The organism is Chitinophaga sp. (assembly GCF_039596455.1).
GTDB lineage: Bacteria > Bacteroidota > Bacteroidia > Chitinophagales > Chitinophagaceae > Chitinophaga.
On the sequence record NZ_JBCNJR010000001.1, the window covers coordinates 1,571,268 to 1,595,890 of the forward strand.

Genomic DNA, 24,623 nt, shown 5'->3' on the forward strand with positions numbered 1-24,623 from the left:
ACAGTTAAAACAGATATTCGGGACAACAGGGCTCCGGGCAACCGGGGCCTTTTTGTTTTTCAGGGCCTGTTTCATGCTTACGCGCCGGCTTCCGCCAGCCTTTTGCGTACGGTGTTGAACTCTTCCCAGATATGTTGCAGCACGTCTGCCGCGGGCTGAATGTCACGAATGAGCGCGCTCACCTGGCCTATTTCCAGCTCCCCTTCCTCCAGGTTGCCTTCAAACATGCCGCGTTTGGCCCTGCCGCGGCCCAGCAGCGCGGCCAGGGCTTCTGTGCCTGCGCCGGACAGTTCCGCGCGCCGCACTTCGTCAAAGAACGCATTCCTGAGCAAACGTACCGGCGTCAATTGTTTGAGAGACAGCAGTGTGTCTCCCTCTCCGGCTTTCACTACGGCCTCCTTGAAGTTGATGTGTGACGAGGCTTCAGGCGTAGCCACAAAGCGGCTGCCTACCTGCACGCCCTCTGCGCCCAATGCAAAAGCCGCTGCCATGGCCCTGCCGGAGCCTATGCCGCCGGCTGCTATTACGGGAATGCTGACGGCGTTTGCCACGGCGGGAGTAAGCACCATGGTGGTGGTTTCTTCGCGGCCGTTGTGGCCGCCGGCCTCAAAACCTTCGGCTACCACCGCATCTACGCCGGCCTCCTGGCTCTTGACGGCAAATTTTGAGCTGGACACTACATGCACCACGGTAATGCCGTGCTGCTTGAGCAGCGGCGTCCACGTTTTAGGGTTGCCTGCGGAGGTGAACACAATGCGCACGCCTTCGTCCAGTATCACTTGCATATGCTTGTCTATATCAGGGTAGAGCAGGGGCACGTTTACGCCAAAGGAGCGGGTGGTGGCCTGTTTGCATTTTCGGATATGCTCGCGCAGCACTTCCGGGTACATGCTGCCGGAGCCGATCAGCCCCAGACCGCCGGCATTGCTCACCGCGCTGGCCAGGCGCCAGCCGCTGGCCCATACCATGCCGGCCTGCACAATGGGATAGTCTGTTGAGAAAAGCCTGGTGATGCTGTTGCTGAATGCGGCCATGTGTTGTATGATTGGTTAGCCAAGATCGATCTCCGTATTATCCCCGATGTTGAGGCTCTGGCTCAGCCCGCGGATATTGGCATCGCTGCCTATGAGGGAAGATTTCAGCACCACTTCGTACAGGTTGCTGAAAGAGCCGATAATGGAATCTTTCACGATGGAATAGCTCACCACCGTATTGTCTCCGATGGCCACGTTGGGGCCTATGATGCTGTTTTTGATATTGCAGCCTTCTCCGATGCTGACGGGGGGAATGATGATGGTATTTTCATACGGCAGCACCGGGTTGGTGGCCGCCTTGTATTTTTTAAGCAGGGTGGCGTTGGTTTCCAGCAGGGTATCTTTCCGGCCGCAGTCAAACCAGTTGCTCACCTTGAAGGCGTTGAACTGCACGCCGTGCTCTATCATGCACTCCAGCGCATCTGTAAGCTGAAACTCGTCATGAGAGCGCAGCTGCCGCTCAATGTTGTCTTGCAGGCATTGGTACATCTGCTCCGTTTCCCTGATCTTGTACATGCCCACCAGCGCCAGGTTGGATTTGGGTATCTGGGGTTTTTCCACTACCCGTGTAATGGTGTTGTTCTCATTGATCTCCGCCACGCCGAAGTTGCGCGGGTCATCCACCTTTTTAACACCCAGCAGGGAATGGGGGAAGTTGATCACTTCCTTGAAGTCACATTCTACAATGGTATCGCCCAGCACTATCAGCACTTCATCGTTCTGCACCACCTCCCGCGTGAGCAGAATGGCATGGCCGGTGCCTTCCCGCACGTTTTGCTGTACAAAGTGCATGGTAAGGTCAGGGTACTTCTTTTCTACATAATGCTGGATCTTTTCACCCAGGTAGCCTACTACAAATACAAATTCACGGATGCCGGCTTCCACCAGCTGGTCTACAATGATGCTGAGAATGGTGCGGCCCGCCAGCGGGATCAATGCCTTGGGCTGCGTATATGTATGGGGGCGCAGTTTGGTGCCGGCGCCCGCCACTGGAATAATTGCCTTCATGTACCGGGTTTAGATGTGGTTCACTGCTGCGAATAAACCGTTGTCTCATTACTATTTGCGGGCAAATTACGGAATCAATTATTAATAACCGATTAGGAAATCAGATAAACCTACTTATATTAAGAATTTGACCTATATAGCCGGAGTCCTCTTTTCATCAATTCCTAGTTTATAATTAATAAGAAGATGATTAATTTTGCGTCTTAAATTTTCCTTCACCATGCAAAGAGACCAGCAGATATTTGATATCATTGGCCAGGAACTGGAAAGGCAGCGCCATGGCATTGAGCTGATAGCTTCGGAGAACTTCACCAGCCTTCAGGTTATGCAGGCCATGGGCAATGTAATGACCAATAAATACGCGGAAGGGTACCCCGGCCGCCGCTACTATGGCGGTTGCGAGGTGGTAGACCTGAGCGAGCAACTGGCCATTGACCGCGCCAGGCAGATGTTCGGGGCCGTTTACGCCAACGTACAGCCGCACTCCGGCGCACAGGCCAATGCCGCAGTAATGCTGGCCATTCTTCAGCCGGGTGATAAAATACTGGGCCTTGACCTGAGCATGGGCGGCCACCTTACCCACGGCTCTGCCGTCAACTTCTCCGGCAAGCTGTACCAGCCCTTCTTCTACGGTGTGAACAAAGAGACCGGCCTGGTGGAATACGACAAAATGGAGGAAGTGGCCCTGCAGGAAAAGCCGAAACTGATCGTTTGCGGCGCTTCTGCTTACAGCCGCGACTGGGACTATAAACGCATCCGCGAAATTGCAGATAAAGTAGGCGCTTTTGTGCTGGCAGATATTGCCCACCCCGCGGGCCTCATTGCGAAAGGGCTGCTGAACTCTCCCTTTGCGCACTGCCACTTCGTAACCACCACCACCCACAAAACCCTCCGCGGTCCCCGCGGCGGCATGATCATGATGGGACAGGATTTTGAGAACCCCTTCGGCCTCAAAACCCCCAAAGGTGAAATACGCATGATGAGCTCCCTGCTGGATACCGCCGTTTTCCCCGGCATACAGGGCGGCCCGCTGGAGCACGTAATTGCCGCCAAGGCAGTATCTTTCTTCGAGGTGCTCTCTGATGAATACGACGCTTATGCCCGCCAGATGATCCGCAACGCCCAGGCCATGGCCCGTGCGTTCATGGAGAAAAACTACCAGATCGTTTCAGGCGGTACAGATAACCACCTGCTGCTGATAGACCTGCGCAACAAGAACATCAGCGGTAAAAAAGCGGAACAGGTGCTGGTAACGGCAGACATCACCGCCAACAAGAACATGGTGCCGTTTGACGATAAATCTCCCTTCATCACCTCCGGTATACGCGTGGGCGTGCCCGCCGTTACCACCCGTGGCATGAAAGAAGAGCACATGCCGCAGATAGTGGAGTGGATAGACAAGCTGCTGCTGGATGCCGACAATGAAGGCCTGATCAAAAAAGTACGCGGCGAAGTGAACGAGTTTATGAAACAGTTCCCGCTCTACCCTGAGCTGGGTTAAGAAAATATGATGATGTTGTACAAAGGGCTGATCGTTTGTTCGATCAGCCCTTTGTCATTTACTTGCTCACCTGCAGTTCCTGCTGCTGCTGGTTGCGGAATACAACCACGGAAACAGACTGCTTCCAGGCATGCTCCTGGTACAATGAAACAAAATCTTTGATGTTGTTAACCGGCGTGCCCGCAATCTTTATCACCACGTCTCCCGTTCTCAGGCCGGCTTTGTAAGCCTCGCTGCCTTCCGGCACCTGTACAAAATATGCGCCCTTCTCGTCTGGCAGGCCGGTAGCAGAGCGTTCGCCCAGGCCTTCAACATTTTTTGCCGTAGCGCCTTTCCATTTGATGGAAGCGCCGCTGCCTCCCTGTTGTGAAAACAGCTGCGCCGGCAGCGGCACCGGCGCGGCCAGCGCTTTTAAGCGGGCAATGCGGGTGCCGAAGCGCATGCCGAAGTTTTTGAAACCTACGGCCAGCGCCTTGCTGCGGGGTTTTACACGGTAATCTCCCGTTGCAAAATTTTCAAACTGCGGGTCGCCGGCCAGGGAGTGAGCGTCTGTGCCGTTGGCCTGCGCGGCTTTCAACGCGGCCTCATCAGGGAAGAGGTTGTAATCGGTTTCCTTGCCCCAAACCGGCACGTGTATGGGTTTGTAGGCGGTGGTAACAATATTGTGGCGGAACACGTCCCCGCTGTTTTTGAACCATACATGGGGGTGGAAGGAGTTGTTGATCATGATATTGTTTTCCACCGTCCTGAAAAAACCTTCGCGGAGCTTCAGGCCGCCGTTGAGGCATACGTTGTTGTAAATGCGGTAGTTGCCGGAGCCGTCGTCCAGGTCAATATCCCAGCCATGGTCACAGCGGAAGCGGTTGTTGTAGATCACGGTGGGCTGCACGGCGTCAAGCAGGGCCAGCTCGGGGTTGTTGGCGGTGGCGCTGTCCATCACCCGCCTGTCAGGGTGCCAGAAGCGGTCTCTCCCCCAGGAGTTGAAAGCCCCATGGTCTCCGGTTTCCAGCACGGTGTTGTATACATCGTTATACCCTATCATGTGGCCGCCCCAGGTGCCTTCGCTGATGTTGATGCCCGCCCGCGGCACGTTATGGATGGTGTTGTGCTCTACGGTAATGTGCTGGGCCATGGATATCTGCACGCCGGCAGACTGTTTTTCTACTTCGCCGGTATATTGAATGAGGTTGTCCCTGGCATCACATTCCCGCGGGTATTCTTCTGTTTTGGGCCCTTTCGTATAGTCCATCTGGTGGTAGGGCACGAACTGGTTGTACTCAAAAGCGGGAGAACGCACGGCGGAGGGGCTGCCCACAAACGCAATGCCGCTGGCGCCGGCTTTGTAGATGCGGCAGCTGTCTATGTTCACATTTTTGTTGTAGTTGTTGACGAATATGGCATTGCCGCCTACCTCATTGAAAAAGCAATTGCCTACGTAACAATGTTCCGCGTTGTCTATCAGCAGGGCGCCGCCGCGGTAGATCGTCCAGTCGCTCCGCAGCAGCGGCTCCTTTGTCAGCATAAAGCTGCGGGCGTTTTGTGCAAACTGCAGGTTGTTCAGCATCACCTGCCTCACGGGTTCACCGGGCCGGCCTTTGATCACCACCAGTTCTTTCAGTCCGGCGTAAGCGATGGTTGCGGGCGGCGGTGTGCCGGGCGCAGGTTTATAGTATAACTGGTGCTGCGCGGGATCAAAATACCATTCATGCGGCGCGTCCAGCTCTTCCAGCACATTTTCCACGAAGCGGTATTTCGGGTGCAGGCCCATTTGCCGGTTATTTTGCCAGCCGCCTTCCAGCACGGCTTCTCCCTTGTCATTCACACCTGTAATGCGGTAATGATAGCCGCCCCACTCCGCGCGGTGCAGTGCATGCACAATGGCGCCTTCCGGCTTTTTCCACCGTTTGATGCGGTTGGGTGAAATGGCATCTTCAGCTGTGCCATGGTAAAAGCGGGCAGTGGAGTCGTAATCGGGATAGCGGGCCAGCACCTGCTGCCTGCCGTTCACGAACAGGCGGTCCATGCTTTTTACATGCTCCGGCACCCGCGCCCTGAAAATGCCCTGCTGCCAGTGCTCCCATTTTGGCTGCAGCGGCCTGGCGCCGCTGAGCACGGCCTGCTGGCCAACAGCGCCCATAATGAAAAGCACGCGGTCCATGCTGTTATTATCTTCCGGGGTGAGCACCAGTGTGCTGTCCAGGTAATAAGTGCCGCCTGCCAGTACTACCATCACGTTTGGACTGTTATCAGCCCGCCAGAGCTGCTGCGCGCGGTGCAACCCTGCCACCGGCTGCTGCCGTGTGCCGGGATTGGCGTCATTTCCCTGCGGGGATACGTAGATGCGCCGGGTTTGGGCCATTGCGGGCAGCGTTGCCAGTATACAATAAAGAGAAAGCCATTTCAACATAATTGTGAAAATAAGGGCTTCTTCCGGTACAGGGTGATATTTATTACGCAAAAAATGAGTCTGAATGAATGGATGACAATGATTTAGGCAGGAATCCGCCTTTGACACGCTTCATTATTCGCAAACATGTTTGAGTGGAACCGCTTCCGTTATTTCCCTGAATGCTTCGGTCATCCTTCGGTGATCCTTCGGTCAACCTTCGGTTAAACACCCTCAAACCCGTACTGCTACCGAACACCACCGAAGGATCACCGAAGGATGGCAGCAGGATGTCAGTAGGTTGGCCAAAATGGCTGCTGGTAATCAGGGAGCTACATATAAGACGGGTTTTAGCCTGAACAAGCGGATAACAACCTGTGCCGGTAGCATGAATGCATTGTGTGAAAAAAGCGGCTTTGGCAAGCTTAAAACATGAGAAGCGGGGGCCTTGGTTATCTTGCTTTACCCCAATAAAAAAAATCGCCCGCAATTTGGAAATTCGAAAAATCGATCTACATTTGTAGTGTACTATTTAACTAGTACACTATGTTGATCTAAAAATTGCAACGCATGATATCCCTTCAAGATCTCACATTTTCCTACCGAAAAGGCCACCCGGTGCTGAGCAGCCTGCAGCTCAGCTTTGCGCCGGGACGTATTTACGGCCTGTTGGGAAAAAACGGCGCCGGCAAAAGCAGCCTGCTGTACAACATCTGCGGCCTGCTGTACCCCCAGGCCGGCCACTGCCAGGTAATGGGCTTCAACCCCGCCAAACGGCAGCCCGCCTTTCTGCAGCAGATTTACCTGCTGCCAGAGGCCTTTCACCTGCCGGACGTAGACATAGACCAGTATGTACGCCTGAACGCACCGTTCTACCCCGGCTTTGACCGCGCGGCTTTTGACAGGCACCTGGGCGTGTTTGAAGTGCCCCGCCACCAGCAGCTGCATGCCCTCAGCCACGGGCAGCAGAAAAAAGTGCTCATCAGCTTTGCCCTTGCCACTACTGCCCGCGTGCTGATCATGGACGAGCCTACCAACGGGCTGGACATCCCCTCCAAACGCCAGTTCCGCAAGGTGATTGCCGGCTGCCTGCGGGAAGACCAGTGCATGATCATCAGCACTCACCAGGTAAAAGACCTGGACAGCCTGATAGATGAGGTGCTGATACTTGAAAGCGGCCGCATCATTCTCAAAGAACCGGTTACCCGTATTACTGAAAAGCTCTCCTTCCGCCAGGTCATGAGCCTTGAAGAAACGGAAGCGCCCCTTTACAGCGAAGGCGCCTTGAAAGGATACGCCGTAGTAGCTGTTAACCGCAGAGAGGAGCATTCCCGCCTGGATATGGAAATGTTCTTCAACGCGGTGATGGTTGAAAAAGAAAAGATACTTCCCCTGTTTACCCGGTAAATTTTTTTGTATGCAATTTTCATTTTCCCGTTTCATTAATCTTTTCAAACTGCAGCTGGCGGCCAACCGCAGGTTGTACCTGCTGGGCATGGCCGCGCTGGCTGGTATGTTGCTGGCGTTTATGCTGTTTTTCCTGATCACAGACCGTGAGCTGAATTTCAAAACACAGCAGGCCGTGTACCTGGTTGGTCTGGTGCTTTCTTCCGCAGTGTTTACTACCACCGTTTTTAAACAGTATGCGGAAAGAAGCCAGCGCGCACAAGCGCTTATGCTGCCGGTATCCGCGCTGGAGAAAATGGTGCTGGCAGTGGTGCTCACACTGGTGGTGTACCCGCTGGTGTATACTATTATTTGTATTGCCTGTCTCAAGGTGATTAATTACCTGGACATTTATTGGCTGGGGAATCCAAATGCTCTCTACATGCTCAATGACGAGTACACGCCGGGCCTCCTGGTGATTTATTTCTATCTACAATCTTTCGTATTACTGGGCGCCATCTGGTTCAGGAAACAGACGTTCGTAAAAAGCGCCGTGATGATTTGCCTGATTATTATAGGCATGCAGGCCTTTAGCAGCTTCCTTGGAAGAAAGATCATAGGCAGAACGCAGCCGGCCAACGTAGAGGCAGTGTCTCAAAAGCTGGGGGCCACGAAGATCAGACATTTCATGTATGATGGTGCAACACCATATGTTAACACATTACTCATGGCGAATACGGAAATAGAAGGCAAAGTGGATTGGGAGTACTACAAAGTAGAACTGCCCCAACCCGCATTTTCCATCATGCTCGTTGTGCTTATTGCGGTGCCCTTTTTCCTCTGGTTCATCACCTTGCTCAAATTACGTGAGCAGCAGCTTTAAAACTTGACAAATGGAATTCAATAATACGCAGGCCATTTACCTGCAAATAGCAGATTACGTGTGTGACCAGGTGCAGCTGCGCCGCTGGCTGCCGGATGCCAAGGTGCCTTCCGTACGAGATCTGGCGGTAACACTGGAAGTGAACCCCAACACCGTGATGCGTTCTTATGAGCACCTGCAGCAGCAAGGTGTGATCTATACCCGCCGGGGAATGGGATATTTTGTTTCCGAAGATGCGGTGAAAAAAATTACTGCCCTGCGCCGGGAGCAATTCCTGCAGGAAGAGCTGCCGCAGTTTTTCCGGAAAATGTACCTGTTGGGTATTGAGCTGGACGAGCTGAAAACACGGTACGAAAAATACAAGCAGCAACATGCAAAAATCCACTAACCAAAAAGATGTTTACTTATGAAAGCAAGTAATAAATTGTTGATCGCCTTCTTTGTTTTTATGCCCCTGTTGCTGGTGGTGTTCTTTCTCCTGGCCAAAGACCAGATTGTAAAAGGCAACATCAGCAAACGTATAGTGATCAAAAACGAAAAACCAGTTGTACACGAGCTGAAACCCTTCCGCCATGTAGTGTTTGACGGGCGGGTAATATACAAGATCGGCAACCTTGAGAAACCGATGGGTAGCACGGAGCGTTTGGGAATGATCGTGGGCGGGCCCGGAGGTTTCCGCCTCGAGGTAAATTCTAACCGGGAGAAAATCCTGAAGTATGCATACATAGGAGATACACTTTTTATCCGGTACAGGTTGGAAAACTTTAATGACAGGGATCACTGGTGGCGTGGAGGAGTTACTATTTATGCACCTGAAATAGTGTCTATAACCGGCGCTGCAGGCAGAGTGGTAATGGAGTCTTTCCGGCAGAACACGCCGCTGGAGGTGAATGCCGGCCAGGAGGGGGAGTTTTCCGCTTTTGCCTTCCATGTACCCCTGCTGCAATTAAACATGGAAACCGGTTCCAAGCTGGAGCTGCTAAGTGCGCAAATAGATTCACTGGTATACAACATGCAGTCTGCCAGCGAGCTGGTGATCAAACAACCTTATACCATCCGCGCATTGAAACCAGGGAAGGTAGATAGCCTCAGCAACATTACCCTCTCCGGCAGGGCATCATTGATGCAGCCACTGGTACCATTTGAAATGGAAAGCGGGAAGAAGATATCGATAACACAATAATTCTAGTCTCAAAAGATGTAACAACCGTTCCGATGTCTATCGGAACGGTTTATATTTTTCAGAATTGCGTAGCCAGGTAAGCCATGGTGCCGCTGCCTATTTCCAGGGCGCTTTCGTCTACATCAAAGAGAGGGGTATGCACGCCGTGGGTAATGCCGCGGGCCTTGTTGCCGGTGCCGAGCCTGAAGAAGCAGGCGGGTATCACCTGTGAATAGAAGGCAAAGTCTTCGGCGCCCATGCGCAGCTCCGTGTCTTCCACATTGTCTTTGCCCATATAGTCTTCCGCCAGCGAGCGGGCGGTGGCAGTAACGGCTTCGTTGTTGTATACCATGGGGTAGCCCACCAGTATGTCTATATCTATTTCCGCGCCCATGGCCCGCACCAGTTCCGTGCTCTGCTTGCGGATCAGCTCATGCGCCCTGAAGCGCCAGGTTTCGTCCATAGCCCTGAAAGTGCCCATCAGCTTCACTTCACTGGGTATCACGTTGGTGGTGAAACCGCCGTTGAAAGCGCAAATGCTGAGCACAGACGGGGAGAAGGGGTTGTTGTTGCGGCTGACGATCTGCTGCAGGCTCACCACCAGGTTAGACGCAATGAGTATGGTATCTGCCGTGAGGTGAGGCGCTGCGGCGTGCCCGCCTTTGCTTTTTACGGTGATATAAATTTCATCCGCGCTGGCCATGTACTGGCCGGCCCTGAAGCCCAGCTTGCCGGTTTCCATGGTGGGCAGCACGTGCAGGCCCAGGATGGCATCTGGTTTCGGGTTTTCCAGCGCGCCGTCTTTGATCATCAGGCTGGCGCCGCCGGGGTGTTTTTCTTCTCCCGGCTGGAACAATATTTTGACGGTGCCCTCAAATTCGTTGCGCAGCTCCTGTAAAATACGGGCGGCGCCCAATATTACAGTGGTATGCACATCGTGCCCGCAGGCGTGCATAACGCCGGGAGTTTGTGATTTGTAAGGCACATTGTTGGCTTCCTCTATAGGCAGGGCGTCTATATCCGCCCGCAGGGCAATCACTTTCTTTTCAGGGTTTCTGCCCTTGATAAGGGCTACCACGCCGGTTCCCGCCACACCTGCCGTGTAGGGAATACCGTATTCGCCCAGCTTTGACTGGATGAACTTTGATGTTTCATATTCCTGGAAAGAAAGCTCCGGGTGGGAGTGTAAATGTCTTCTGCAGGCTATCAGGTCAGGTGCATAGGTTTTGGCCAGGGATTTGATCCGCTCCTTCATTCTAATTCTTTTTCCGGTGATACGTTGATGATGGTGGGCACTACAAACACGCCCCCGCTGAACTGGCCAGACAATTTTTCGCGCAGCTCTGTGGCCTCCGGCCTGGTTTTAAAATCGCCTACCCGCACTTTGAAATAAGGCGCTTCCCAGTCCAGGTAAGTACGGTACTCCGGGAACAGCTGCATGGCTTTTGCCTTGGCGTCATTGGCCTCATTGCGTTTGTTGGTGGTGAGTATCTGCACCCTGAAGCCGGGCTGGTTGCGGATGGCCAGGGTGTTGATATAGATCTGTTTTTTGATGAGGATGTCTATCCGGCTGTCTTTCACTACTTTCACGCCTCCTGCGGTGCCGGTGTTGTCCTGTGCCCGCAGCATGCCCGCCGCGGAAAGCAATACGATCAATAAACAGCCTGTTCTTAACATCATATATAAATAGTTAGTTTTCAGTTTTTATGGGCCTGGGCCGCTTCTTTCATCAGGGCCACGCCTGCGCTGGTGCCGATGCGGGTGGCGCCTGCATCGATCAGCTGCTGCGCAAAGGCAAAGGTACGAACTCCGCCGGAAGCCTTGATATGAATACCGGCGGGAAGATGTTGGCGCATTAGCGCTACGGCTTCCACGCTGGCCCCTTTTTCCGCGTAACCGGTGGAAGTTTTGACAAAGTCCACCCCGTACCGGGCATACAGCTCGCAGCACCTGATGATCTCATCCTCCAATAATATGCCACTTTCAATGATCACTTTGACAGACCGCTGTTTATTACGTATCAGGGGCATTATGGTGGCTATTTCTTTTTCGAGGTAAGCCCAGTCTCCGTTGCGGATGGCCAGCAGGTTGGCAACCATATCCAGCTCATCCGCCTCATCAATAATAGCCAGCACTGTTTCGGCCACTTTGGCCTCAATGGCGGAGTACCCGAAGGGGAAGCCGGTTACGGTGGCCACTTTGGTAGTGGTGCTGCCTACAAATGTCCTGGCAATTTTCACGAAGGGAGGGGGCACGCAAACGGCGGCAAAATCATACTCAACGGCCTCCATGCAGAGTTTTTTGATATCCTCCAGGGTGGTAAGGGGTTTGAGTATGGTATGATCAATGTAGCGGTTCAGGTCCATAGCGGAGGTTTATGCTGAAAGCAAAACGGAGTTACGCCGGGCGGGCCGTGTAACTCCGTTTTTTGTATTGTTCAAATATGGTTATTACACGTCTTTACCATGACAGTTTTTGAACTTCTTGCCGCTGCCGCAGGGGCAGGGGTCGTTACGGCCTACTTTGGGGCCTACGCGTACCGGCTCAGGGCGGTGTGGCTCTTCAGCCGGCGCATACTCTTCCCGCTGCTGCGGGCCGGGCCTGCCGCCGCCACCGTTCTCGAACTCCTGGTGGGAGGCGCGCATGCGGCTCATGTCCGTTTTTTCTTCACGGCCTTCGGTAATGGGCGCGGCGCTGCTGTCATCGCTTTGCTGGCTGGGAATGCCTGATTTGCAGAGGAAGGAAACAATTTCCTTGCTGGTATCTGCGCTCATTTGTTTGAACAGCTCAAACGCTTCGAATTTATAGATCAGCAGCGGGTCTTTCTGTTCGTATACGGCGCTTTGTACAGACTGCTTCAGGTCGTCCATGGCCCGGAGGTGCTCCTTCCAGGCCTCATCTATCAGGGCCAGGGTGATGCTGCGCTCCAGGGCGGCCACGGTTTCCTTGCCTTCGGTTTCCACTACTTTTTTCAGCGGGGCCAGTACATTGATGCCTTTGCGCCCGTCTGTAAAGGGAATGGAAATATTTTCGATGTGGTGGCCTTGCTCCTTGTGGATCTGCTTGATCACCGGCAGGGTGCCGCTGATCAGCTCTGCCGTTCTGCGGTGGTAGTTGGCCACGGCCTCCCCATACAGTTTCTCAGCAATTTCATTGGGCTGCCCTTTCTGCAGCTCTTCTTCGGAAATAGCGGTGTCTACCGCAAAGTTCATGATCACGTCCAGCTTGAAGGCTTCATAATCCCCGCTTTCACGGTGGGTGGTCACAATGTTCTCTGCTACTTCGTAGAAGGCATTGTCCGTATCAATGGCCAGGCGCTCGCCGAAGAGGGCGTGGTTGCGTTTGGCATAGATCACGGTACGCTGCTTGTTCATCACGTCATCATATTCCAGCAGGCGTTTACGGATGCCGAAGTTATTCTCTTCCACTTTTTTCTGCGCTCTTTCAATGGAGCGGGTGATCATGCTGTGCTGGATCACTTCTCCTTCCTTATAGCCCATACGGTCCATCAGCGCGGCAATACGGTCTGAACCGAACATGCGCATCAGGTCGTCTTCGAGGGACACAAAGAACTGGGAGCTGCCGGGGTCTCCCTGGCGGCCGGCACGGCCGCGCAGCTGGCGGTCTACACGGCGGCTTTCATGGCGTTCCGTACCGATGATGGCCAGACCGCCGGCTTCTTTCACACCGGGGCCCAGCTTGATGTCCGTACCACGGCCGGCCATGTTGGTGGCAATGGTCACTGCGCCGGGCAGGCCTGCTTCCGCAACGATCTGTGCTTCACGGGCGTGCTGCTTGGCGTTGAGTACGTTGTGGGGTATCTTTTCGAAGGTGAGCATTTTGCCCAGCAGCTCGGATACCTCCACGGAGGTGGTACCTACCAGCACGGGGCGGCCTGCGGCCTTCAGCGTTTTGATCTCTTCAATAACTGCCTTGTATTTATCTCGCTTGGTTTTGTATACCAGGTCTTCCGCGTCTTTACGGGTTACGGGCAGGTTGGTGGGGATGCTCACCACGTCCAGTTTATAGATCTCCCAGAACTCGCCGGCTTCCGTGGTGGCCGTACCGGTCATACCGGCCAGCTTGTGGTACATCCTGAAATAGTTCTGGAGGGTGATGGTGGCAAATGTTTGCGTGGCGGCTTCCACCTTCACGTTCTCCTTGGCTTCAATGGCCTGATGCAAACCGTCTGAATAACGGCGCCCGTCCAGGATACGGCCGGTCTGCTCGTCTACGATCTTCACCTTGCCGTCCATCACTACGTATTCCACGTCTTTGTCAAAGAGGGTATAGGCTTTCAGCAGCTGCTGCACGGAGTGGATGCGTTCTGATTTGATAGCGAAGTCTTGCAGCAGCTGGTCTTTCCGCGCCAGTTTCTCTTCGGCGGTGAGGTCCAGCTTTTCCAGTTCCGCAATTTCGGAGCCTACGTCCGGCATGAGGAAGAAGTTAGGATCTTCGCCGGCGCCGGTGATCAGGGCAATGCCTTTCTCCGTCAGCTCCACGCTGTTGTTCTTTTCTTCAATATGGAAATACAGCCCTTCGTCTACTTTCGGCATTTCGCGCTGCTGGTCGGCTATGTAGTAGTTTTCCGCTTTTTGCTGCAGCACCTTGATGCCGGGCTCACTTAAATATTTAATAGTGGCGCTGTTCTTCGGCAAACCGCGGTGCGCCCGCATCAGGGCCAGGCCGCCGGTTTTGGGATCGTCTTTCCCTTCTGCTATCAGCCTTTTGGCTTCCTGCAGGTAGCCGTTCACCACTTTTCTTTGTTCTTCCACCAGGCGCTGGATGCGCGGTTTCAGCGCATGGAACTCCTGCTCGTCCCCGCGGGGAATGGGGCCGGAAATGATGAGCGGGGTACGCGCATCGTCAATCAGCACGCTATCCACCTCATCCACCATGGCAAAATGGTGTTTGCGCTGCACCATTTCCTCAGGGCTGTGTACCATGTTATCACGCAGGTAGTCAAACCCGAACTCGTTATTGGTACCGTAGGTGATATCTGCCTGGTAGGCGGCGCGGCGCTCCGCGGAGTTGGGCATGTGTTTGTCTATACAGTCTACCGTAAGGCCCAGGAACTCAAACAGGGGGCCGTTCCATTCAGAGTCACGTTTTGCCAGGTAGTCATTCACGGTTACGATGTGCACGCCTTCACCGGCCAGTGCGTTGAGGTAGGCGGGCAGCGTAGATACCAGCGTTTTACCTTCACCCGTGGCCATCTCGGCAATCTTGCCCTGGTGCAGCACGCTACCGCCAATGAGCTGAACGTCATAGTGCACCATGTTCCAGGTTACGGGCGTGCCGTTGGCATCCCAGGAGTTGGCCCAGGTCACTTTGTCACCCTCAATGCGGATGTACTGGCGTGTAACGGCCAGCTGCCGGTCCAGTTCCGTGGCGGTGGCAGTGATACTGCTGTTTTCTTTCAGCCTGCGGGCGGTTTCCTTCACAACGGCAAATGCCTCAGGCAACAGCTCCTGCAGTATTTCTTCAATTTTTTTATCGCGGTCTTTGGTGAGTTTGTCTATTTCGCGGTAGGTGAGGTCTTTGGTGTTTACATCTTCTTCAGTTTCGGCGGCTGCTTTTTTATCGCTCAGCTGCCGGTCAATGTCTGCCAGGTGTGATTGTATACGTGCACGGAAATCCTGCGTTTTACGGCGCAGGTCGTCTATAGGCAGGGAAGACAGTTTTTCATACTCCTCATTAATCTGCTTCACAATGGGGAGAATCAGCTTGATGTCACGATCAGACTTGTTTCCTCCAAAAAGCTTTGTTAAAAAACCTAGCATGTTAAAATTTTCGATTTCGTAAGATAAAAGTAACCTCTGCGGCCGTTCTTCTATATAGTCAAATATTGCGCCCGGCCGGGAGGTTGTGCCAAGGTGTCAGGCCGGGGCCTGTTTCCGAAGGCTCGTAAAATTAGGAATTTTTAGGTGAAAACATTGAAAATAGCGGACTAGGGAGGGTTTTAATGAAAATTTAAGGGAAAGCAGTTACAACCGTTGATCAAAAAAAGTTTAATTTCCCGCTCTTTCCGGAAACGGATTGTTAATTTGTTCAATAATCCGGGGTTATCTGGGATAAAAAGATAACAATGTGTAAATACTTTTTATAAATTTAAACGTTTTAAACTAGCTGTTGAATTTTGTACAAAACACGTCTATGAAGCAGATACGGCCTGGGAGTCTTTTCGTTGCAAGTTGTCTTGCCTTGCTTGTTACATCACTATCATTCGGCATCCGCGCCGGTATTCTCGGGCAGCTGGGAGTAGAGTTCCATCTCAGCGGCCAGGAGCTGGCCATTATAACAGGTACGGCCTTCTGGGGCTTTCCGCTGGCAGTAGTAATAGGAGGGTTCATTGTGGATGTTATTGGTATGAAGCGTTTGCTGGTAGCGGCTTTTGTACTGCATCTGCTGGGTATTGTGCTCACCGTGAGCACGCCTTATTTTTCATCCGGCTTCTGGCCGCTGTTCATCTCCACCCTGTTCATAGGCATGGCCAACGGAACGGTGGAAGCCGCCTGTAACCCGCTGGTGGCCACCATTTTCCCCGACAATAAAACCACCAAACTCAACCACTTCCACCTCTGGTTCCCCGGCGGCATCGTAGTGGGTACTTTGCTGGTGTTCCTCTTTAATGAAATTGGCCTGGGCTGGCAGGTGCAGGTGGCTACCATGATCATTCCCACGCTCATTTACGGGTACCTCTTCCTGAAGCTGGACTTCCCCGTTACGGAACGTGTGGCGGCAGGGGTATCTACCAGCCAGATGTACCGCTCCATCGGCAGCCCGCTTTTTATATTTATGTTCATCTGCATGTTCGGCACGGCTATTACAGAGCTGTTCACCAACCAGTGGGTAGATATATTATTGAAGAACGTGACCAGCTACGGTATTCTCATCCTGGCGCTTACCGCCGGGGTGCAGGTGCTGGGCCGCGCAATGGCCGGGCCTATTGTACACCGCATGTCTCCCGCCGGCGTTCTGCTGGCCTCTGCCATGCTTTCCGCCCTGGGCCTCTACCTGATGGGCAGCGTAAGCGGCAGCATGCTGTTTGTGGCCGCTATCATATTCGGCATGGGCATCACCTATTTCTGGCCTACCATGCTGGGTTTTGTATCGGAGAACATCCCGGAGTCAGGCGCCCTGGGCATGAACCTGATGGGCGGCGCGGGCATGTTTGCCGTATCGCTCTACACCATTTTCATGGGCGGGTTTTATGACAATATTATTGCGAAAAACCTGCCGGCAGGCGCTTCGCTGGATGCATACCGCTCCGCCGCCGCGGGCACTGCGGAGGCCACCGCCTTTTCGCAGGCGCAGGCCGTAGCCGGCCCGGAGATCATTAACGTAACACTGGTGATCCCCATGGTCCTCATTGTTGCGTTCGGCGGCCTCTTTTTCTATATGAAAGGCAAAAGAAAACAAACATTACAAACCGCATAAAATCATACGTGAAACATATGAACAGGAAACTCAGAATGGGAATGATCGGCGGGGGGAAAGACGCTTTCATTGGCGCCATTCACCGCATCGCCGCTAATATGGACGGCCTCATTGAGCTGAAGGCCGGCGCTTTGAGCATCAACCCTGACATTGCGAAAGATTCAGGGCGCTCCCTCTTCCTAGATGAAGACCGCATCTACCTCGACTTCAAGACCATGCTCGAAAAAGAAGCGGCCATGCCGGCAGACAAGCGGCTGGACTTCGTCACCATCGTGACGCCTAACTTCGCTCACTTTGAGCCTGCCATGATGGCGCTGGACAAAGGTTTTCACGTAGTGATCGAAAAGCCCATCACCTTTACGCTTGACGAAGCCAAACAGCTGAAGGCAAAAGTGGAGCAAACCGGCCTCACCCTGCTGCTGACGCATACTTACACCGGCTACCCCATGGTAAAACAGGCCCGCCAGATGGTGAAGAACGGCCTGCTGGGCAAAATACGCAAGGTGTGGGTAGAGTACCCGCAAGGCTGGCTCAGCAAAATGAGCGAGCGCGAAGGCAATGCCCAGGCCGCCTGGCGTACAGACCCCAAGCGTTCCGGTAAGAGCGGCTGCATGGGAGATATTGGTACCCATGCTGCAAACCTGGCAGAATATATTTCAGGACAAAAAATCGATAAATTGTGTGCCGATCTGAACATCATGGTAGAGGGCCGCGCGCTGGACGATGACGGCGCCGTACTGCTCCGCTTTGACGGCGGCGCTGCCGGTGTGCTCATGGCCTCCCAGGTAGCTGCCGGTGAAGAGAACGCACTGAAAATACGCGTGTATGGCGAAAAAGGCGGCTTGGAATGGGCGCAGCATGAGCCCAACACGCTGCTGGTAAAGTGGCTGGAAAAACCCACGGAAATTCTCCGTGCCGGCGCCGGCAACCCGCACCTGGATGCCTTTGCCACGCATAATTGCCGCACCCCCGGCGGTCACCCTGAAGGGTACCTGGAGGCGTTCGGCAACCTGTACCGCAACTTTGCGCTCACCCTGCAGGCGAAAATAGACGGGCAGCAGCCCACCAACGCCATGCTGGACTTTCCGGGCGTAGACGACGGTATCCGCGGTATGGCTTTCATAGACAACGTGGTGAAGTCTTCCGCCAGCGAAGCCAAATGGACAAAGTTCGAAATCTAGGAACTGAGCAAGATCAGGTCCCAACAAGAGACAGATCAGCGGCGCCCTGCGGGAAAGCACTGATCTTGGTTCATCGATCATAAGGAAAGAGCACATATGAAACCGGGCATGATGGAATGCGAGGTTCCATATGGCCCGAAAAAAAATAAAACTAACAGATGAAAACTATCAAAGGACCCGGTATTTTCCTGGCGCAGTTCCTTGACGATAAAGCGCCTTTCAATACCCTGGAAAGCATCTGTAAATGGTCTGCCGGTCTCGGTTTTAAAGGTGTGCAGATACCCACGTGGGACAGCCGCGTGATAGACCTGCAGAAAGCCGCCGAAAGCAAGACCTACGCAGACGAGATCAAAGGGATTGTGGAAAGCGCCGGCATGCAGATCACGGAATTGTCTACCCACCTGCAGGGACAACTGGTGGCCGTACATCCGGCTTACAACGAGCTGTTTGACGGCTTTGCGCCCAAAGCGGTGCACGGCAACGCCAAAGCCCGTACCGAATGGGCCGTGCAGCAATTGAAATACGCCGCTAAAGCCAGCGCCAACCTGGGCCTCAACGCCCTGGCCACCTTCAGCGGCGCGCTGCTCTGGCACACCGTATACCCCTGGCCGCAGCGCCCCGCAGGCCTGGTGGAAACAGGCTTCAAGGAGCTGGCCGCACGCTGGCTGCCTATTCTCAACGAGATGGATGCGCACGGCGTAGACCTCTGCTACGAGATACACCCCGGAGAGGACCTGCACGACGGCATCAGCTACGAGCAGTTCCTGGCTGCCACCGGCAACCATAGCCGCGCCTGCCTCCTGTACGATCCCAGCCATTTTGTGCTGCAGTGCCTCGACTACCTGGCTTACATCGATATCTACCATGAAAAAATAAAAATGTTCCACGTAAAAGACGCGGAATTTAACCCCACCGGCCGCTCCGGCGTGTACGGCGGGTACCAGGGCTGGATAGACAGGCCCGGCAGGTTCCGCTCCCTGGGAGACGGGCAGGTGGATTTTAAGGCCGTTTTCAGTAAATTGACACAGTACGGCTTTGCCGGATGGGCGGTAATGGAATGGGAATGCTGTATGAAGCACCCCGAAGACGGCGCCCGCGAAGGCGCGCCTTTTATTAAGGAACATATCATCCGCGTAACCGAAAAAGCGTTTGACGATTTCGCAAATACAGGAACGGATGAAAACTTAAATAAAAGAGTGTTAGGTTTGTGAAATGTATAATGCTAAAACGATTTTCTCAATTATAACAAACAACCAAATAAAGATGAAGAAAAACATATGGATGCCGGCTTGCCTCAGCCTGGCAATGTTCCTGGCAGCGTGCGGGGGCGGCAGTGAAAAGAAAGCAGAAGAAAAAAAGGCGGAAGAAACCGTAGCGCCTGCGGCTGACAACTCCATGGTGCAAAGCGTGGAAGGTAAAGGCAAGGAGCTGATGGCTGCGCAGGATTGCGCTACCTGTCACAAGGAAACTGAAAAGGTGATAGGCCCTTCCTTCAAGGAAATTGCGGCAAAATATCCCAACACGGATGAAAATATCAACACCCTGGCAGACAAGATCATCAAGGGTGGCTCCGGCAACTGGGGCGAAGTGCCCATGGCGCCGCACTCCGGCATTTCTCATGATGATGCCAAGGAAATGGTGAAATACATCCTCACGGTTAAATAGCGCTAAACATCATTTATGAAAAAGATACTATCCTCCGCGCTGCTGGTAGCCCTGCTTGCAGGTTCAGCAGCCACATACGCCCAGAGCGGCCCCACTCTCAGCAAAAAAGAGAAAAAGGCCGGCTGGAAACTGCTGTTTGACGGCACTTCCACCGCAGGGTGGCGCGGTTACCTGAAAAAAGAAACCCCCGGCGCCTGGAAGGTGCAGGACGGCGCGCTTTTCCTGGATACCGATGCCAAAAAGGCCGGCGCTTCCGGCGGTGATCTCATTACAGACGGCGAGTATGAAAACTATGAGCTGGAGCTGGAATGGAAAATATCCGAAGGCGGCAACAGTGGCATCATCTTCGGCGTGCATGAAGATCCGAAGTTCAAGGCCACCTATGCTACCGGCCCTGAAATGCAGGTGCTGGACGACGATAAACATGCAGACGGAAAGATCCACAAACACAACTCCGGTGACCTGTATGACCTGATAGCCTCACCTGCCCGCTACGCAAAACCGGTAGGCGAGTGGAACAAGGCCAAGATCATCAAAAAAGACGGCAAGCTCACCCTCATCTTCAACGGCCACAAAACCGCTGAAGTGACCATGGGCAGCGCGCAGTGGAAAGAGCTGGTAGGCAAAAGCAAGTTCAAGACCTGGGAAGGTTTCGGCGCGTATGCCAAAGGCCACATTGCCCTGCAAGACCACGGTGACAAAGTATGGTACCGGAATATCAAGATCCGCGAACTCTAAACTATGACAAGGCATAAATACCTCCTGCTGCTGGCAGGGCTGCTGATAGCAGTGGCCGGCTCCGCTTTCAAAAAAGCGAAGCCCCGCCTGCTGGTGTTTTCCAAAACGGCCGGCTTCCGGCATGATTGCATACCCGATGCCAAACTGGCCATGCTCAAGATGGGCGCGGAAAACGGCTTTGAGGTAGATACCACGGAAGATGCCGGCCTGTTCACAGAAAAGAACCTGCAACGCTACAAGGCCGTGATGTTCCTCAACACTACCGGCAATGTGCTGAACGATGCGCAGCAGGCCGCCATGGAATCATATATCCGCAAGGGTGGTGGTTACATAGGCGTGCATGCGGCTACTGATACAGAATATGACTGGCCCTGGTACAACCAGCTGGTAGGCGCGTATTTCCTCAGCCATCCCAAACAGCAAACGGCTACCTTGCATGTGGTAAACCGCCAGCACCCGGCTACGAGGCATCTTGACGATACCTGGGTACGGCGGGATGAATGGTACAATTTCAAAAGCATAGTGCCCGGCCTCAACGTACTGATCAAGATTGATGAGAAAACTTATGAGGGCGGCAAAAACGGGGAAGACCACCCCATGAGCTGGTACCGCGAGTTTGACGGCGGCCGTACATTTTACACGGAGCTGGGCCATACCAAAGAATCCTACAAGGAAGAAGCATTCCTGAAACATGTGCTGGGAGGAATTGAATATGTAACCCGTAAAAAGAAATGATTCAGCCACCCGGCATACCATATTACCGTAGAGACGCATCCATATGCGTCTCTACTCGCTTTAACAACCGCCACGTTTACATTACAATACAATCAAGCATTCTTTCATGAAACAACTATCTCTCGTTCTGTTGCTTGCAGCCTTCGGTTTAGGCATAGCAGCATGCAGCAAATCCCGCCCCGGTAAACCCAAAGTGCTGGTATTCACCAAAACCGCCGGTTTCCGCCATGCTTCTATACCCGCAGGCATCAAAGCTATTCAGCAGCTTGGCCAGGAAAACGGTTTTGATGTAGACACTACGGAAAATGCGGCCCGTTTTACGGAAGACTCCCTGCAACAATATTCCGCCGTGATCTTCCTCAACACCACCGGTGATGTGCTGGATAACCGCCAGGAAGCGGACTTTGAGCGCTATATACAGGCCGGCGGCGGTTTTGTAGGCATACATGCCGCAACAGATACGGAGTATGACTGGCCCTGGTACGGCAAGCTGGCAGGCGCCTACTTCAACGGCCACCCGGAAGGCACGGCCAAAGCAAAACTGGTGGTAACCGATAAAAGCCATGGCTCTACCAAAGACCTGCCGGATACCTGGGAACATACAGACGAGTGGTACAACTTCAAGAACTTCAATAAAGAAACCAAAGTGCTCATCAAGGTGGATGAGAAGACCTATAAAGGCGGCACGATGGGAGACGATCATCCCATCAGCTGGTATCACGAGTATGATGGCGGCCGCGCTTTTTATACCGAACTGGGCCATACAACAGAATCCTACACAGAGGCCAATTTCCTGAAACATGTGCTGGGCGGCATCCAGTACGCTATTGGTAAAAACCTGGTGCTGGACTACGCAAAAGCCACCTCACAACGGGTGCCTGATGAAGACCGCTTCACCAAACAGGTGCTGGCCAGCGGCGAGTTTTTTGAGCCGACGGAAATGACCATACTGCCCAACCTTGACGTACTGGTGGCGCAGCGCCGCGGCGAAATACTGCTTTATAACAACACCACCAAGGCGCTCACGCAGGTAGGCTTCCTGAACGTGTACCACAAAACGGACGTACCCAAAGTGAACGCGGAGGAAGGCCTGATGGGCCTGGCGGCAGATCCTGACTTTGCCAAAAACAATTTCATCTACGTTTTCTATTCCCCCTCAGATACTTCCGTGAACCGCCTGAGCCGCTTTGAGTTCAAAGACAACAAGGTGGTGCCGGAAAGTGAAAAAGTGATCCTGCAATTTTACTCACAACGCCAGATCTGCTGCCACACCGGCGGTTCCATTGCTTTCGGCAGTGACGGGCTGTTGTACCTCTCCACCGGAGACAACACCACGCCTTTTGACGAGCCCGGCCAGCCGTATGTAAGCAAAGGGTACGGCCCGGTAGACGACCGCCCCGGCCACCTGCAGTATGATGGCCGCAGAACGTCTTCCAACACCAACGACCTGCGCGGGAAAATACTCCGCATCCGCGTGAAGGCAGACGGCTCTTACGAAATACCCGAAGGCAACCTCTTTAAAGCGTCTGATAAAACAAAACCGGAAATTTATGCCATGGGTACCCGCAACCCTTACCGTATTTCCGTAGACCCGAAAACGAATTACCTCTATTGGGGAGAAGTAGGCCCAGATGCGGCTAACGACGATTCTACCCGCGGCCCGCGCGGTTATGATGAAGTGAACCAGGCCAAAAAAGCCGGTTATTACGGCTACCCGCTGTTTATTGCAGACAACAAGCCTTACCGCGCTTTCAATTATGAAACCGGAGAATCAGGCCCTTATCACAATCCTGAGAAGCCCATCAACAATTCCCGCAATAACACCGGTTTAACGGAGCTGCCGCCCGCGCAGAAAGCCTTCATCTGGTACCCTTACGCCAAGTCTGAAGAGTTCCCGCTGGTGGGCAGCGGCGGCCGCAACGCAGAAGCCGGCCCCGTATATTACAGTGACCTGTACCCCGCCGCCACGCGCTTCCCTGACTACTACAATGGCAAGCTGTTTATTTATGACTGGATACGCGGCTGGGTGATAGCCGTTACTATGGACAAAGACGGCAACTACCAGAAAATGGAAAAGTTCATGCCTTCTACCAAGTTCAACGCGCCGATAGATATGGAAATGGGGCCCGACGGGCGCATGTACATCCTCGAATACGGCAAGGGCTGGTTCAGCAAAAACCCTGACGCCGCGCTGGTACGCATAGATTATAACGGTGGTAACCGTGCGCCCAAAACAGGTTTGAAGGTAGACAAGCTCACCGGCGGCCTGCCCTTTAAAGTGAAGCTGGAAGCAGAAGGCGCCACAGACCCTGATGGAGATGCCATCACGTTTGTATGGAACTTCGGCAACGGCACCAAAAAAGAAACGAAAGAGCCTTTTGTAGAACAGACCTACACCGTGGCCGGTGAATACCCTGTGTTCGTTGATGTAACAGACAGCCATGGCGCTACTGTGCGCAGCAAGATGATCAACCTCTATGCCGGCAACGAAACGCCGGAAGTGCAGATCAACCTCACCGGCAACAGCATGTTCTACTTCCCCGGCAAACAGGTGCAGTACAGCGTTACTGTGAAAGATAAGGAAGACACTGTGCCTGACCCGGCCAATCTCTACATCAAGGGCATGTACATAGAAGGGAAAGACAAAGCGGCCATGCCGCAGGGCCACCAGATTGTTTCCGGTGCTATTGCGGGCAAGAACATTATAGAATCATCAGACTGCCGCACCTGTCATAAACCCGATGAAAAATCCATCGGCCCCAGCTTTATGGACATTGCAGGCAAGTACAAAGACGATCCCAAATCTCCGGACTACCTGGCTGAGAAGATCATTAAAGGCGGTGGTGGCGTTTGGGGAGAAACGGTAATGTCTGCCCACCCCTCTATCAGCACGGGTGAAGCCAAACAAATTGTTGAGTACATTTTCTCCCTGGCCGGCAAGGCCCGGCAGGAGCCTTCACTGCCGGCATCCGGCAGTGTATCTCCCACCATGGGCGGCGAGCTGAAAGACGGCGGCGTCCTTTACCTGATGGCCAGCTATACAGACAAGGGCGGTGCGGGCATACGCCCCATCACCGGTTTGGCAGACGTGGAACTGAGAAACCCGCGGTTCCAGGCAGAGAACTATAAAACTGCAGACGGCGCTGCCGTGGTGGAGATCAGCGGTATGAAGCTGCTGATACCTACGGCCAATGCTGTAGTAAGGTATAAAGACATGGACTTTGCCACGGTGGACGGCATTGAGCTGACCTATTTCGTACAGGAGCAGCCGCAGTACGGCTACATTGTGTCAGCACACCTTGACAAGCCTGACGGTGAAAAGCTGGGTGAGGTGAACATTGGCGCAGGCGCCAAAAAAGAAGCCCCCAACACTGCGGTGATCAGCTTCCCCGCCCGTACAGACAACAAGCGGCGGGCGCTGTACCTCGTATTCAAGGCAGATGCTGCGGAGAAAGCGCCGGTAGGTATAGACGTGATCAAGCTGCTTTCCAGGTAGTATTTCCT

19 protein-coding genes are annotated in these 24,623 nt (G+C 53.6%); 12 read left to right on the plus strand and 7 right to left on the minus strand.

All coding sequences use genetic code 11. The features are described from left to right. Nucleotides 1-77: 77 nt before the first annotated feature. Nucleotides 78-1,034, minus strand: coding sequence for a nitronate monooxygenase (locus ABDW36_RS06600; RefSeq protein WP_343701085.1), 957 nt, complete (start codon nucleotides 1,032-1,034; stop codon nucleotides 78-80). A gap of 15 nt (nucleotides 1,035-1,049) precedes the next feature. After that, the gene (locus ABDW36_RS06605) at nucleotides 1,050-2,042 is read right to left on the minus strand and encodes a sugar phosphate nucleotidyltransferase (protein ID WP_343701086.1); all 993 of its coding nucleotides are present in this window, start codon (nucleotides 2,040-2,042) and stop codon (nucleotides 1,050-1,052) included. A gap of 220 nt (nucleotides 2,043-2,262) precedes the next feature. On the opposite strand from ABDW36_RS06605, the gene glyA reads away from it, so the two are divergent. Beyond that, entirely contained in the window at nucleotides 2,263-3,543 is a 1,281-nt protein-coding gene (glyA, locus tag ABDW36_RS06610; RefSeq protein WP_343701087.1) for a serine hydroxymethyltransferase, read from the plus strand. 58 nt (nucleotides 3,544-3,601) lie between these two features. On the opposite strand, the gene ABDW36_RS06615 is transcribed toward glyA, so the two are convergent. Continuing rightward, the gene (locus ABDW36_RS06615; RefSeq protein WP_343701088.1) at nucleotides 3,602-5,950 is read right to left on the minus strand and encodes a PDZ domain-containing protein; all 2,349 of its coding nucleotides are present in this window, start codon (nucleotides 5,948-5,950) and stop codon (nucleotides 3,602-3,604) included. Nucleotides 5,951-6,499: 549 nt separating this feature from the next. On the opposite strand from ABDW36_RS06615, the gene ABDW36_RS06620 reads away from it, so the two are divergent. Genes ABDW36_RS06620 through ABDW36_RS06635 form a run of 4 tightly spaced genes read left to right on the plus strand, consistent with a single transcriptional unit; the run spans nucleotide 6,500 to nucleotide 9,381 of the window. Continuing rightward, entirely contained in the window at nucleotides 6,500-7,336 is an 837-nt protein-coding gene (locus ABDW36_RS06620; protein WP_343701089.1) for an ABC transporter ATP-binding protein, read from the plus strand. A gap of 10 nt (nucleotides 7,337-7,346) precedes the next feature. After that, complete coding sequence (locus ABDW36_RS06625) at nucleotides 7,347-8,198, plus strand: hypothetical protein (RefSeq protein ID WP_343701090.1); 852 nt, start codon at nucleotides 7,347-7,349, stop codon at nucleotides 8,196-8,198. A 10-nt stretch (nucleotides 8,199-8,208) separates the two neighbouring features. Further along, the gene (locus ABDW36_RS06630) at nucleotides 8,209-8,586 is read left to right on the plus strand and encodes a GntR family transcriptional regulator (protein WP_343701091.1); all 378 of its coding nucleotides are present in this window, start codon (nucleotides 8,209-8,211) and stop codon (nucleotides 8,584-8,586) included. Between the two features lie 18 nt (nucleotides 8,587-8,604). After that, a complete protein-coding gene (locus ABDW36_RS06635) occupies nucleotides 8,605-9,381 on the plus strand; it encodes a hypothetical protein (RefSeq protein ID WP_343701092.1) in 777 nt (258 codons plus the stop codon). A 58-nt stretch (nucleotides 9,382-9,439) separates the two neighbouring features. Here ABDW36_RS06635 and ABDW36_RS06640 read toward each other — a convergent pair whose 3' ends face one another. From ABDW36_RS06640 to secA, 4 genes are all read right to left on the minus strand, one after another. Further along, a complete protein-coding gene (locus ABDW36_RS06640) occupies nucleotides 9,440-10,615 on the minus strand; it encodes a M20 family metallopeptidase (RefSeq protein ID WP_343701093.1) in 1,176 nt (391 codons plus the stop codon). After that, the gene (locus ABDW36_RS06645) at nucleotides 10,612-11,040 is read right to left on the minus strand and encodes an SPOR domain-containing protein (RefSeq protein WP_343701094.1); all 429 of its coding nucleotides are present in this window, start codon (nucleotides 11,038-11,040) and stop codon (nucleotides 10,612-10,614) included. The genes ABDW36_RS06640 and ABDW36_RS06645 overlap by 4 nt, the downstream gene beginning before the upstream one ends. A 17-nt stretch (nucleotides 11,041-11,057) precedes the next feature. Next, nucleotides 11,058-11,726: a deoxyribose-phosphate aldolase gene (deoC, locus tag ABDW36_RS06650; RefSeq protein ID WP_343701095.1), complete on the minus strand. Its 669-nt coding sequence runs from the start codon at nucleotides 11,724-11,726 to the stop codon at nucleotides 11,058-11,060. An 84-nt stretch (nucleotides 11,727-11,810) separates the two neighbouring features. Then, nucleotides 11,811-15,143 carry a preprotein translocase subunit SecA gene (gene secA, locus ABDW36_RS06655; RefSeq protein ID WP_343701096.1) on the minus strand — a complete coding sequence of 1,111 codons (3,333 nt, stop codon included), beginning with the start codon at nucleotides 15,141-15,143 and terminating at the stop codon, nucleotides 11,811-11,813. Between the two features lie 421 nt (nucleotides 15,144-15,564). On the opposite strand from secA, the gene ABDW36_RS06660 reads away from it, so the two are divergent. From ABDW36_RS06660 to ABDW36_RS06690, 7 genes are all read left to right on the plus strand, one after another. Further along, nucleotides 15,565-16,800, plus strand: a complete 1,236-nt coding sequence (locus tag ABDW36_RS06660; RefSeq protein ID WP_343701097.1) for an MFS transporter — start codon at nucleotides 15,565-15,567, stop codon at nucleotides 16,798-16,800. A gap of 17 nt (nucleotides 16,801-16,817) precedes the next feature. Then, nucleotides 16,818-17,981 (plus strand): Gfo/Idh/MocA family oxidoreductase, encoded by a 1,164-nt coding sequence (locus tag ABDW36_RS06665; RefSeq protein WP_343701098.1) that lies wholly within the window; start codon nucleotides 16,818-16,820, stop codon nucleotides 17,979-17,981. A gap of 158 nt (nucleotides 17,982-18,139) precedes the next feature. Continuing rightward, nucleotides 18,140-19,192 carry a sugar phosphate isomerase/epimerase gene (locus tag ABDW36_RS06670; protein ID WP_343701099.1) on the plus strand — a complete coding sequence of 351 codons (1,053 nt, stop codon included), beginning with the start codon at nucleotides 18,140-18,142 and terminating at the stop codon, nucleotides 19,190-19,192. Between the two features lie 52 nt (nucleotides 19,193-19,244). Then, nucleotides 19,245-19,646 carry a c-type cytochrome gene (locus ABDW36_RS06675; RefSeq protein ID WP_343701100.1) on the plus strand — a complete coding sequence of 134 codons (402 nt, stop codon included), beginning with the start codon at nucleotides 19,245-19,247 and terminating at the stop codon, nucleotides 19,644-19,646. A 15-nt stretch (nucleotides 19,647-19,661) separates the two neighbouring features. After that, complete coding sequence (locus tag ABDW36_RS06680) at nucleotides 19,662-20,384, plus strand: DUF1080 domain-containing protein (RefSeq protein WP_343701101.1); 723 nt, start codon at nucleotides 19,662-19,664, stop codon at nucleotides 20,382-20,384. A gap of 3 nt (nucleotides 20,385-20,387) precedes the next feature. Then, nucleotides 20,388-21,119 (plus strand): ThuA domain-containing protein, encoded by a 732-nt coding sequence (locus ABDW36_RS06685; RefSeq protein WP_343701102.1) that lies wholly within the window; start codon nucleotides 20,388-20,390, stop codon nucleotides 21,117-21,119. 106 nt (nucleotides 21,120-21,225) lie between these two features. Continuing rightward, entirely contained in the window at nucleotides 21,226-24,615 is a 3,390-nt protein-coding gene (locus tag ABDW36_RS06690; protein ID WP_343701103.1) for a ThuA domain-containing protein, read from the plus strand. The last annotated feature ends 8 nt before the right edge of the window (nucleotides 24,616-24,623 follow it).